Annotated in this window: 10 protein-coding genes; 9 read left to right on the top strand and 1 reads right to left on the bottom strand. The window is 51.0% G+C overall.

Annotated features, from left to right (window positions below; translation table 11 throughout):
• Positions 1 to 54 precede the first annotated feature (54 nt).
• From doeB to Y017_RS13495, 9 genes are all read left to right on the top strand, one after another.
• Positions 55 to 1,044 (top strand): N(2)-acetyl-L-2,4-diaminobutanoate deacetylase DoeB, encoded by a 990-nt coding sequence (gene doeB, locus Y017_RS13535; RefSeq protein ID WP_035461477.1) that lies wholly within the window; start codon positions 55 to 57, stop codon positions 1,042 to 1,044.
• Between the two features lie 18 nt (positions 1,045 to 1,062).
• Positions 1,063 to 2,748 carry a dihydroxy-acid dehydratase gene (gene ilvD / locus Y017_RS13530; protein WP_035461475.1) on the top strand — a complete coding sequence of 562 codons (1,686 nt, stop codon included), beginning with the start codon at positions 1,063 to 1,065 and terminating at the stop codon, positions 2,746 to 2,748.
• A gap of 182 nt (positions 2,749 to 2,930) precedes the next feature.
• Positions 2,931 to 3,809, top strand: coding sequence for a metal-dependent hydrolase (locus Y017_RS13525; protein ID WP_011587478.1), 879 nt, complete (start codon positions 2,931 to 2,933; stop codon positions 3,807 to 3,809).
• 29 nt (positions 3,810 to 3,838) lie between these two features.
• On the top strand, positions 3,839 to 4,819 hold the full coding sequence (locus Y017_RS13520; protein ID WP_035461473.1) for a BtrH N-terminal domain-containing protein: 981 nt from the start codon (positions 3,839 to 3,841) through the stop codon (positions 4,817 to 4,819).
• An 18-nt stretch (positions 4,820 to 4,837) separates the two neighbouring features.
• Positions 4,838 to 5,773 (top strand): PaaI family thioesterase, encoded by a 936-nt coding sequence (locus Y017_RS13515; RefSeq protein WP_035461470.1) that lies wholly within the window; start codon positions 4,838 to 4,840, stop codon positions 5,771 to 5,773.
• Between the two features lie 32 nt (positions 5,774 to 5,805).
• The gene (locus tag Y017_RS13510; RefSeq protein ID WP_255346571.1) at positions 5,806 to 7,371 is read left to right on the top strand and encodes a long-chain-fatty-acid--CoA ligase; all 1,566 of its coding nucleotides are present in this window, start codon (positions 5,806 to 5,808) and stop codon (positions 7,369 to 7,371) included.
• Between the two features lie 50 nt (positions 7,372 to 7,421).
• The gene (locus Y017_RS13505) at positions 7,422 to 8,582 is read left to right on the top strand and encodes an acyl-CoA dehydrogenase family protein (protein ID WP_035461466.1); all 1,161 of its coding nucleotides are present in this window, start codon (positions 7,422 to 7,424) and stop codon (positions 8,580 to 8,582) included.
• Between the two features lie 8 nt (positions 8,583 to 8,590).
• On the top strand, positions 8,591 to 9,706 hold the full coding sequence (locus Y017_RS13500) for an acyl-CoA dehydrogenase family protein (protein WP_035461464.1): 1,116 nt from the start codon (positions 8,591 to 8,593) through the stop codon (positions 9,704 to 9,706).
• Positions 9,693 to 11,306 (top strand): GMC family oxidoreductase, encoded by a 1,614-nt coding sequence (locus tag Y017_RS13495; RefSeq protein ID WP_035461462.1) that lies wholly within the window; start codon positions 9,693 to 9,695, stop codon positions 11,304 to 11,306. The genes Y017_RS13500 and Y017_RS13495 overlap by 14 nt, the downstream gene beginning before the upstream one ends.
• Before the next feature lie 788 nt (positions 11,307 to 12,094).
• Here the strand turns inward: Y017_RS13495 and Y017_RS13490 are convergent.
• Positions 12,095 to 12,979, bottom strand: coding sequence for a metal-dependent hydrolase (locus Y017_RS13490; protein WP_035461460.1), 885 nt, complete (start codon positions 12,977 to 12,979; stop codon positions 12,095 to 12,097).
• Between the last annotated feature and the right edge of the window lie 18 nt (positions 12,980 to 12,997).

The following is a 12,997-nucleotide window of genomic DNA, read 5'->3' as shown; positions in this document are numbered from 1 at the left end:
CGTAAAGAACCGGGTGCGTCATATGCACTCTGATTCGGAGATAATGGACTCGCTATGCAGGACAGCGCGATCAGCGCCACGGTGGATTTCCATCAGGACGGCGTGCAACATGGTTTCCTCAAGCTGCCGTACTCCCATGACCAGTCGGCGTGGGGCAATGTGATGATCCCGATCACGGTGATTTGTAACGGCGAGGGCCCCACCGCGCTGCTCACCGGGGGCAACCACGGTGATGAATACGAAGGCATCACCGCCCTGCTCAAGCTGGCCAACCGGCTAGGCGCGGAAGAGATCAGTGGCCGAGTCATCATTGTGCCAATGATGAACCACCCAGCGGTGCTGAACGGCACACGCACCTCCCCGTTGGATGGCGGCAATTTGAACCGCGCCTTCCCAGGCAACCCCGTGGGAACCCTTACCGAAAAAATCGCCGATTACTTCACCCGCTACTTGGTGCCGTTGGCTGACGTGGTGCTGGATATGCATTCCGGTGGGCGTACTCTGGATCTATTGCCCTTCGCGGCCACCCATCGGCTGGCCGACGCCACCTTTGGCGCCTGTTGCCTGGCCGGGGCCCAAGCTTTTGGCGCACCGTACACCCTGTTTATGGCGGAGCTGGAAGAGGCCGCCCTATTCGACAGCGTGGTGGAAAGCCTAGGCCGGGTCTTCATCAGCACCGAGCTGCGTGGAGGCGGCACCACCACCCCGGGCACCGTGGCATTGGCGGAGCAAGGCGTGGACAATGTGTTGCGTTTTGCCGGCATCTTGCCCGGTGATCCGCTGCCGGTGGCATCGCAGGCGTTGGAGATCCCCAGCGCAGACTATTACCGTGTCAGTCAGCATCGTGGCCTGCTGGAATTTGCGGTGGACCTGGGTGACTGGGTGCAACAGGGTGACGTGCTTGCCCGCGTGTACTCCCTGGAACGTACCGGTGAGCCACCGGTGGACTATCGGGCGCCGTTTGCGGGCATGTTGATCGGCCGCCGCCACCCGGCACGGGTGGACGTGGGCGACACCTTTGCCGTGCTGGCGGTGAAGCGTTAACTGGAATCAGGAGAACATATGAGTGACTCAAAGGGCGATCCGCGTCGCCGCCATTCAGCAAAGGTCGTGGACGGCCCCGGTAAATCCGCCAGCCGGGCCATGCTGCGGGCGGTGGGGTTTACCGATGAGGATTTCCATAAACCCCAGGTGGGCATTGCTTCTACTTGGAGTCAGGTGACGCCGTGCAATAGCCATATCGGTGAGCTCGCCGAAAAAGCCTGCGCTGGAGCCGATGCGGCCGGCGGCAAAGGGGTGATTTTCAATACCATCACCATCTCCGATGGCATCGCCAATGGTACCGAAGGGATGAAGTATTCGTTGGTCTCCCGCGAGGTGATTGCCGATTCCATTGAAACCGTGGCGGCTTGTGAAGGCTTTGACGGCCTGGTAGCTCTTGGTGGCTGCGATAAGAACATGCCCGGTTGCCTAATGGGCATGGCGCGGCTGAATCGCCCCAGCGTCTTCGTCTACGGCGGCACCATCATGCCCGGCAAGGGCCACACGGATATTGTTTCTGTGTTCGAAGCCATGGGAGCCCATTCCCGCGGCGACATGGACAAAATCGAACTCAAGCAGATAGAAGAAACTGCCATTCCCGGGCCCGGTGCCTGCGGCGGCATGTACACGGCCAACACTATGGCCTCGGCTATTGAAGCGCTGGGCATGAGCCTGCCGGGCAGCTCCGCACAGAATGCGGTGTCGGAAGAGAAGCGTGATGATTGCCTGCGCGCCGGCGAAGCAGTGTTGGCGCTACTGGAACAGGACATCAAGCCCTCGGACATCATGACCCGGGCGGCATTTGAGAACGCCATCACTGTGGTGATCGCCCTGGGCGGTTCCACCAATGCGGTGCTGCACCTGATCGCCATGGCGCGCACCGTGGGGGTGCCGCTGTCGCTGGATGACTTTACCGAGATCGGCAGGCGGGTGCCGGTGCTGGCGGACCTGCGCCCCAGCGGCCATTACATGATGAGCGAGTTGGTGGCCATCGGCGGTATTCAGCCGTTGATGAAGGTGCTGTTGGAGGCGGGTTTGCTGCAGGGTGATTGCCTGACGGTCACCGGCCGTACCTTGGCTGAGAACCTGGCGGATGTCAGTCCTTATCCACTGGATCAGACGATCATCGCGCCACTGTCTGCGCCGCTGAAAGCAGAAAGTCACCTGCGCATCCTTTATGGCAATTTGGCGCCGGATGGCGCAGTGGCCAAGATCACCGGCAAGGAAGGCACCCACTTTTCCGGCCCGGCCCGGGTGTTCGGTTCGGAAGAAGAAGCGCAGCAGCGGATCAATGATGGCACTGTGGTGTCCGGGGATGTGGTGGTGATCCGCTATGAAGGCCCCCGCGGCGGCCCAGGCATGCGTGAAATGCTCACCCCCACCTCTGCCATCATGGGGCGCGGCCTGGGTGACGAGGTGGCGCTGATTACCGATGGTCGCTTTTCCGGCGGCAGCCATGGTTTCGTGGTAGGCCACGTGACCCCAGAAGCTTTCGATGGTGGTCCGCTGGCATTATTGGAAAACGGTGACCAAATTACCATTGATGCCGAAGCCAACACCCTGGTCGTGGCGCTGTCTGATGCGGAGTTGGCACGCCGCCGTGCTAACTGGCAACAGCCAGCACCACGCTATACCCGTGGTGTGCTGGCCAAATACGCACGGCTGGTGGGTTCGGCCAGCGAAGGCGCGCTGACGGACTTAGGTTAATCTGTTGCCGTTTTCGAGGCTCCTTGCTCCCGCCGACTTAGGCCTCACCCTCCGATGATTTGATCGCTGATAGAGCCCTAGCAGTCAGAGGGGGATGGGCTTGGGTGTTGACATTTGGTCGTTTGGCCAAATAAGATAATTGCATTAAACCATGCAATGGTAACTGCTCATTCGGAGGAATTATGAATTCTGTACCTATCCAGCCGCGCAAGGTCGCATTTGATGTTTCCTCTGTTCCGCGGCACTGGAATGCGGGCGATCCCGTTCTTACTCGCTTTTTTGACGCGCTGTCAGTGCATTTCCCGGAAGGCGAACGGTTTTTTATCCAATCTGTGCGTAACTTTCAGGATCAAGTAACAGATAGCCGTCTGCGTGAAGATATTCGTCATTTTATTCGTCAGGAAGGTCAGCACGGGATTGTCCATGATCGTTTCAATGATGTGATGGTTGGTCAGGGTGTGGACGTGGAGAAGGTAACTGCGAATCTGCGAACATTTATCCGCACTACACAAAAGTACCTGCCTAAAAAGTACCAATTAGCGATGACTGCGGCATTTGAGCACTTCACTGCAACCCTTGGTGAGGCAATGGTTAGTGAAGATAGTGATATGTTTCGGGATGCTGACCCGGTCATGCGGGCACTCTTCCTGTGGCATGGCGTAGAAGAAGTGGAGCACAAGGCTGTTGCTTACGATCTTTACCAGAGTGCTGCTGGTGGCGGTTACCTAACCCGCGCGTCGGCGCTAATTGTTGCTACTCTGATGGTTCATCTTGTTGTAGCTCCAGTATTCTGGAATATGCTCAGGCTCGACGGTGCTACGCGAAAGCCGGGTGTGATTCTGCGAGGCCTTAACAAATTATATGGCCGAAAAGGCATTCTTACTGGGATGTTGCCTGAATTTTTAGATTGGTTCCGTCCAGGCTTTCACCCCTGGGATACGGGTATGCCAGAAAAGGTTGCTGCTTGGCTTTCGGAGTATGAGGAGCATGGCGACCCGATGCAGGCATCGGAAACAATTTACGGCCCTGTTGGTCCTGTTTCCCTAAAAGTGGTGGCCTAATGCCGAAAAGAAAGCCGGAGGAGGCTGGCATGAGTGGCGCCGAATATCATAAGCACACTCATAGGCCTGGACGTCATTGTGGTAGCTCAGCCATCAGAGATCTGCTCGAATTTCATGGGCTTAACCTGACTGAGGCTTTCTGTTTTGGCCTGGGTGCGGGGCTTGGTATTACCTATGTGGAAATACCAAATTCTGATACGCCTTTTATTGTTCATGTTCGCTCAATGGGTTTTGAAGAGGCGGTGTTCTCAACACTGGGAGTGCCGTTTCATTGGGAATCTTGGCAGGATAAAGAGGACGCTGCGAAGGCGTTAGATGGATATCTTGATGCTGGTCGTCCTGCTCTCTTGTTAACCGATATATATCACCTTCCTTATTTTAAAAGTAGTACCCATTTCCCCGGTCATGCAATTGTTGCTTGGCAGCGGACTGATGATGGGAAAACGGTTTTGGTGAGTGATACCGAGCGGCCTGAGCTTCTTGAGGTGCCGCGCGATAAGCTGGCGCTGGCGCGCTTTTCTTTGACGCCACCTTTTATTCATCACGGCTCTCTGTTCGCTCCGGAAGATATCTCAGTTGAAATCTCTCCCGAGCAGGTCAAGAGTGCGATTATTCGTAATGCGCAAACGCTTAAAGATGGTGATAAAAACCAGGGTATTGAAGCACTGAATACTTGGATCAATGATCTTCATCGCTGGAAAGATTTTGAAAAATGGCCTTGGTTGCTGCGTTTTGCGTATCAAGTGATAGAGAAGCGCGGTACTGGCGGCGGTGGTTTCCGCACTATGTATGCAGAGTTTATTGATGAGGCAGAGGAGGTAATCCCCGCACTCAAAAAAATGGGCCTGTCTGATTTGATGCGCGACTCTGCCAGTGCGTGGTCTGCATTGGCTGATTGTCTTCGCTTGGGTTCTGAAAGTGAGACGTTTCCTACTGAGATGATCCGTGAAGCCATAGCCAAGGTGAGAGAAGCAGAATTGCGGTATGTGGACGCCGCGTTGACATTATGAAGAACGAAAGTTGCTAATATGACGGCTGTAAATTCAATATCTAAAGATCTTCTTGCCGCGAGTGGTTTTTTTGGTGCCTCACACCCTTTGTTTGGGGCTTTCGGAATCGAGATGGAAGAAGTTGCCCCTGACGGGGTGGTTATGGGCATGCCCTGTGTGCCTGATATGTGTGATAGCAACGGTGTGTTACACCGTGGTGCAATTGCTACATTGATGGATACGACTTGTGGCTTGGCGATTTTTATTCGTCTCGGAGATATGCGGCCAATCGCCACTATCGATCTACGTGTCGATTTCATCACTATGCCGGGTATCAATGAGGCGATTTATTGCAAAGTCGTATGCTTTGCTATTGAAGGGGACATCGCCTATGTCCGTGGAGAGGCATTCGGCCGTTCTGGAGATGATGTGTTGGCATCAGTTTCTGGCAGCTTTGCGATCGGAACATTAGGCCCTTCGTTTGATAAACCAATTGCAAAAGAAAAAGATAATAAAAAAGATGTGCCGAAAGAGCAGTCGGGGGAAGCTGGCTCTGATATAAGAAATGAGGATCCTCCTTCCCATCATGCACTCCCTGATGAATCACCATACTCGAAATTTCTTGGCATATGGTTAGGTGATGATGATGGCGTAAAAACCTACGAAATGTCGTTTCGCGACAAACATGTCGGTAATCCGTTAATCAAAACTTTCCACGGCGGCATCTTGGCCAGCTTTGCAGAGATCGTTGCTGGAAGCTATTTGACATCGAATAATGGGATTAATGATAAGTCGATATGCTCAAGCATGACCTTTGATTATCTTAGGCCTGCCTTCGCCGGAACATTGCGAGCCGAACCAAGAATTATTAGAGAAGGTAGACGCTTCATTATCGTTGTCGTGGACCTCTTTATTGAAAAAAATAAAGTTTCGCAGGGTCGGTTTATATACAAGAGAGCCTTGGAAACAATCTGATTTATTACAATAAAACTTTCTTAAAATCCTCAATGGAGCGTCCAGTCATGTATATCACACAGACCTTGCGTCGTGCTGTTCAGTTAAATGGAGAAGGTACGGCCACTATTTTTGCTGGCCGGAGACAAACCTGGAAGAAGTTTGAGGATCGTATCGCACGCCTTGCAAATGGTCTGGTAGGGCTGGGGGTTGAGTCGGGCGATAGGGTTGCGATCCTATCGCTGAATAGTGACCGCTATATGGAGTATTTTTATGCGGTTCCCTGGGCGGGAGCTGCGGTAAACCCTATCAATATTCGTCTCGCACCGCCGGAAATTGCATTTACGTTAAATGATTCAGGTTCGAAAATTCTGTTCATTGATGACACCTTTTCAGCGTTGCTTCCGATACTCCGACCACTGCTTGAATCAATAAAGCATGTGGTTTTTATTGGTGATGGTGAGTGTCCGGAAGGTTGTATTGATTATGAATCGCTTATTGTTCAATCCGAGCGAATGAGTGATGTAGACGCGGGCGGAGATGACCTTGCTGGCCTTTTTTATACCGGCGGTACTACGGGGCGCTCGAAAGGGGTAATGCTTAGTCACGACAACCTAGTATTCAACGCACTGAATGTCGTCGCAGAAATGGGGTATGGGCGTGACACTGTCTATATGCATGCTGCTCCAATGTTCCATCTGGCTGACATGGCCAGCACTTTTGCTGTAACCCTTGCAGCAGGAACCCATGGAATTGTGCCTCGTTTTGATGTTGATGAAGTTTTGGCGTTCATAGAACGCGAGAAAATCACAGACGCCTTGCTTGTGCCAACCATGGTTAATCTTCTTGCCTCATCTGGGCGTATTGCTAATTACGATGTAAGCAGCATAAGACGAATGCTTTATGGAGCCTCACCGATGCCAGAAGCGGTGTTGATAAGCGCGATGGAGCAAATGCCGAAAGCCTCGTTCGCCCAGGGCTATGGCCAGACTGAAGCTTCACCAATCATTACCACGCTTGCTCCTGAGTTTCATGTTGCTGGTGGCGAAAAGTTACGGAGCGCAGGGCGTGCGGCCTTGGGTGTTGAGGTAATGGTTGTAAATGAAAACGATGAAGAAGTACCTCGTGGCACAGTTGGTGAAATCTGTGTGCGTGGTGGCAATGTCATGCGTGGTTACTGGGGTATGGAGTCCACCACGGAAGAAACTCTGCGCAACGGATGGTTGCATACAGGGGATCTTGCTTACATGGATGAGGATGGTTTCGTTTTCATTGTTGATCGCGCCAAAGATATGGTTATTAGTGGCGGTGAGAACATTTTCTCGGTTGAGGTCGAAGGCGCTATATATAGTCATTCGGCAGTACAAGAATGCGCAGTGATCGGAATCCCTGACGAAAAATGGGGAGAATCTGTTCATGCGATAGTGGTGTTATGTGAAGGAAGTAGTGCCAGTGAGACAGATATCATTGATCACTGTAGAGAAAAAATAGCTGGCTATAAGGTGCCTCGTTCGATTGAGTTTCGGAGTGAGCCGTTACCCATCAGTGGGGCAGGAAAAGTATTAAAAAATGAACTTCGATCCCCTTACTGGGAAGATAAGAGTATGCGGGTTAACTGAATTGAGTTTTTCACCCGTATCACGAAACAGATAATAGCTTGGAGACTTCCGTGAATCTGGATTTCAACGAAGAAGAAAAGAAATTTCGTGAAAGCATCCGGCAATGGATGGTTGAAAACGTCCCTGAAGATGTTCGCAGCTGTACCGCCCGCGGGGCGATGCCGGATAAGAGCATGCAGCAGCGCTGGGAGCGTTTGCTTGGAAGCAAAGGCTGGCTGACAACGACTTGGCCAGAGCAATATGGTGGCCCTGGCTGGACCGCAACTCAGCGCTATATTTTCGACCTAGAGCGGGCTTTGGCCGGTGCGCCACCGACGAGTCCTTTTGGGGTAGCCATGGTTGGGCCGGTGCTTTATACCTTTGCCTCTGAAGAACAGAAGGAGCGCTGGTTGCCAGGTATCCAAAGTGGAGAAACGCTCTGGTGCCAAGGGTATTCCGAACCTAATGCTGGCTCGGATCTGGCCTCATTGAAAACGCGTGCCACGCTTAACGGTGATCATTATTTGGTAAATGGCCAGAAGATCTGGACGACGCAGGCACACTGGGCGGACATGATGTTCTGCCTAGTGCGTACAGATAACACCGTGAAGCAACAACAGGGCATCTCATTCCTACTGATCGACATGAAAACGCCTGGGCTTGAGGTGCGACCGATTTACTCGATCGATGGACATCACCACCTTAACGAAGTGTATTTCACAGATGTGAAGGTTCCAGTGGAAAACCTTGTGGGCAAGGAAGGGATGGGATGGACCATCGCTAAGTTCCTGCTTACTCACGAACGTACGACTATTGCTGGCGTGGCTGATATTCATCATGAAATAAATCGTCTCAAATCAGCCATGGAAAGTCTGCCCACTGAAAATGAGCGGCAGCAGGCTCAACGGCGCTTGGCATCTCTGGAAATAGACTTGATGGCATTGGAGTACACCAATTTTCGTACCGTAGCTGCGACCGATGAGGGTAAGCCATTTGGGCCAGAGTCTTCAGGGCTGAAAATTAAAGGCACCGAATTACAGCAAAGGGTTTCTCAGGCGATGGTTGAGATCGGTGGGCTGATGTCTCTGCCATGGGATAATAAGCAACCGATTGGTGACGAAGTATTTAATCAAGCCAGTCGCCGCTATAACTTCCTGCGTGCCTGCACTATCTATGGTGGATCTAACGAGATTCAGAAAAACGTATTGGCAAAGATGCTGCTCGGATTGTGAGGTGAGGCATGGATTTCAAGTTACCTGAAAATACCACGATGATTGCCGATACGGCGCGCCGTTATCTAAAAGATAATTACTCGTTCGATACCTATATTGCTCAGCTTGATGAGAGCAACCATTTGGACGAAGGCCGTTGGCAGGCAATGACAGATTTGGGTTGGTTCGGTCTTCCTTTTGCGGAGTCTGTTGGCGGATACGGTGGCACGCTATTGGATGTGTCAGCGATCGTGCAGGAGATGGGGGCAGCTCTCTGTCTTGACCCTTATGTCGATTTGATCGTCTCCCCTGGAAAGTTGCTGGAGCACGTAAACACATCAACATCACTGTCATTGCTTGAGAAAGTGATTGCCGGTGATGCACGAGTGGCATGTGGGTTTTACGATCGGCATGCCGGCTACAATATACTGAAGCCCTCATTAAGGCTTAATAGCGGGCGCCTTTCAGGCCAGAAGCATATCGTCTCAGATGGTGGTTGTGCGGATACCGTATTGTTGTCTGCGATGTCTGGTGATGAGCTGGTGATTATCGCATTGCCTATTGAGGCTTGTGATGTTGAGCGGTATCGGCTGTTGGACGGAAGTCGTGCTGCCAGTTTGACCCTCGATGATGTCGAAATCAGTGAAGAAATGATTTTGTGTCGTGGAGAGGACGCTAAGCAGGCTGTTCTTGCTTGGTACGATTATCTCTGTGCGCTGGATTGTGCACGCATGTATGGGGCTTCTCGTCAGGTATTTCAGTCAACGCTGGAATATGCTCAAACACGGAAGCAATTTGGCACTGCCATTGGCAGTTTTCAGGTGATACAGCATTATCTTGTCGATCTTTTTATCGATCTACAGCAGCTTGAATCGATGCTTCTGATGGTATCGGTAAAAGCGGAAAGTGACTGCATTTCCGAGCGTGTTCGAGCTACTGCGGGAGCAAAGGCCTACTACGCGAGCCAAGCGGTGATTATTGCCCAACAAGGCATCCAGATACATGGTGGGGTTGGCGTTACTGAAGAGCTTAATATCGGGCACTACTTTCGCCTTATTACTCATTGTTCATTGAGTCATGGTGACCGGGAACATCACATAACGCGCTTTAGCCAAGTAGGAGATAGTGCACATGGAGGCATTTGATTTCATCGTTGTGGGCGCGGGCTCGGCCGGCTGCGTGCTTGCCAACCGTTTAAGCGAGAGTGGGAAATACTCCGTGTGCCTGATTGAAGCAGGCCCTCATGACAATAGTGGCTTCGTAAATATTCCCTTTGGCCTTATTGGTTTGATCAAAAAAGGCAAGCGAAACTGGGGTTATGACACAGCGCCACAGAAGAATCTTAATAATAGAAGCCTCTATTGGCCCCGTGGCAAAACGCTGGGTGGCAGTAGTTCAATTAATGCTATGGTCTATATTCGTGGACAACAGCAGGATTATGATGATTGGGCGGCGGAGGGCGCGTCAGGTTGGGCATGGAAGGATGTGCAGCCTATTTTCAACGCGCACGAGAACAACGAAGAATACCCCAAAGATAGCTTCCATGGTGTTGGTGGGCCTCTAAATGTAACTCGGGTGAAGGATATTAATCCCTTGACCCCTATGTTTATCCGCGCTGGCGAGGAGCTGGGTTATCCCCGTAATGATGATTTTAACGGGCCAGATCAAAAAGGCTTTGGGCGTTTTCAGGTAACACAAAAGGATGGGCGGCGCTGGAGTTCAGCGCGCGCCTTTTTGGACCCAGCACGTGGCCGAAAAAACCTGACAATAATGACTGAGATTCAGGTAAGAAGAGTGCTGTTTGATGATGGCCGGGCGATTGGGGTTGAAATACGTGATGGTGATGGGAATGTCACGAAAATAGGCGCACATAAAGAGGTTGTTCTGTCCGGTGGCGCGATCAACACTCCTCAGCTGCTTATGTTGTCGGGTATTGGAGATAAAAAACACCTAAATGAAGTCGGGATCAATTGCCTACATCATTTGCCGGAGGTTGGAGCTAATCTTCAGGACCATCTGGATATGACGGTCTTAATAAAGGATCGAAGTCGGCAGTCTATTGGGATGTCGCCTTTCTTTTTGCCCCGATTGATTCGTGCTTTCTACCAGTATTTCCGTCATCGGCGCGGATTTTTGGCCAGCAATGCTGCAGAAGCAGGGGCCTTTGTTAGTTTGCTCAGCGATGAGGATCGGCCCGACGCTCAGTTTCACTTTTTGCCGGCGTTCCTTCGTGATCATGGCCGCCAGTTGACCCCGGGTTTCGGTTGCACTATCCATGTTTGCCAGCTTAGACCCAAAAGTCGAGGGTGGATTCGTTTAGCCAATAGCGATCCATTAGCAGCACCAATCATTGATCCGAATTACCTCTCTGATCCTGAGGATGTCAGTGTGCTCCGTGAGGGGGTGAAATTGGCGAGAAAGGTCTTCCACAGCAAATCGTTTCAGCCGGCTTTTGGGGGGGACGATGAGCCTAACTCAAGCATTGTAAGCGATGCGGATATTGATGCTGATATTCGTCAGCGTGCTGAAACCATTTACCATCCGGTTGGTACTTGTCGAATGGGCAGTGATGATCGTGCGGTGGTGGATGTTCGTTTACGTGTGAACGGAGTGAAGGGTTTGCGTGTTGCGGACGCTTCGATCATGCCATTATTGATCAGTGGTAATACGAATGCACCATGCATGATGATTGGTGAGCGAGCGGCACAGTTTATCTTAAGCGATATTGAAGGGGCGGCTTGTTAAGCTTTCTTCGAAAATTAGCCCCAAGGCTAGCTACTAGGCCTTGGGGCTAAAACCATCGTGTATTAGGATGAAATGAGAGGCAGCAAGCAGAATAAGAACTCAGCTGTTACGCTATATGACACATGTTATTTTTCGTTAACCGGTAGAAAGGTATTCTCCCCAGTATTTACCCCGCGTTTCTGTCTTTGAGTGCTTAATTCAGCGCTAACTTGATCTCGATTACACGCATCGCAGCGGTTTCCACTCAAACAGATCACCTCCTGACAGCGTATATTGGCACACTCTAAAAGCGATCGAAAAGGCACGTCTGGAGCGAGCACAGGTTATTCATGTGCATAGATAAGTATGCCCTTTTCCAAAATTCCTGATTAAGGCTGCGTGGCAGTGGATGCTGAGCTCTGCCCACTGTGCCTCTGTGGTTTATGAGCTGTTCCATGTGATTTGTGATTGCCAAATTCGGCAGGGTAGTGTTGGGTCGCGTGGAGGGTGGGACAAGCCAGAAAACCATGTAATAACAAGGCTACGCGAATACGAGTAAAGTAATCGCGCTGTTACTGTTTCGCAACCCGGATAGTTTGAAGCAGGATCAACGTAGTCCGCTTGCGGGTTTCCCAAAGAAAAGAAGGCGTAAAAAATGAACGACTGGAACCATTTTATCAAGATAAAATGGTGGTGATACCCGGGATAGTGACTATATCTTAATGAGGATAAAAGCCGCTTTCCCGGGGTTTCGTGGTGAATCTTTTATGCTGCCACCCTACCTACGTCCAGGTGACGGGCTAACATAATCAGGCAGCTGAATTGCTATATTGATCATGCAATGCTCCGCCTACGGCAAATAGCTTATCTCGCCAATTGCTCTCCAGCTGTTTGGTATTGTGTTGATTGGGGTGGAAATTCGGTTCTACGAATTCGGGAAGCCTTGATAGTATTCGTGATACAAAACCATTGCGACCCAATAATACGTTAAGACCTTTGATATTATCTTTTAAATTACCTAGCTGGCCGTCTTTTGCCAGCATCCAGCTCCAAGTTACTCCTAGCATCGGAAGCAATACTACTACGGACGCCAGTGCTGCGGCGGCTCTTTCGATACGGCTGTTCCCGATCAGCTCGTAAACGTCATAAGCAACAGATTTGTGTTCAAGTTCTTCAAGTGCATGCCACTGCCATATCTTGATCATTTCAGGGTCAGCTTGCTGTACGAATTGTTCATCGTTAAGGAGCTGTTCGGCTAGAAGGGCAGTGAAATGCTCCATAAAAGTCGTGGCCGCAAGTCGCGTGCTCGGGGGTAACTTTTCAAGTATGGCTAGGCCAATTTTAACGAAACGGTCCGGGGCCTGCATGTCAAAGCCGTACTCAGAAAGGATGTTGTTGAGTCGGTCATGTTCACGACCATGGATGGCTTCCTGACCCATAAATCCTGAAATTTCTGCGCGCAGAGTTTCGTCTTTAACTTCATTTCGAAAGTGTCTTACCGATTCCATGAAGTATCGTTCGCCCGGCGGAAAAAATCCCGAAAGCATTGCGAAAAATGTCGTGGCAGTTGCATTTCCTGCGTAGAAGTATTTCGGCATAGTTTCTGGGAAACTAAAATTAATATGTCTAGGCGGAATGCCAACGAGGGCTCCGCTGAGTTTTTTTATGCTTTTGACAGGGTTTGAAGAGCGCATATCGCCTCCAGTGTTAAA

This window comes from Alcanivorax sp. 97CO-5 (assembly GCF_000524665.1).
Lineage (GTDB): Bacteria > Pseudomonadota > Gammaproteobacteria > Pseudomonadales > Alcanivoracaceae > Alcanivorax > Alcanivorax borkumensis.
The sequence above is the reverse complement of the archived record's forward strand: the minus strand, read 5'-3'. Positions and strand labels throughout refer to the sequence as shown.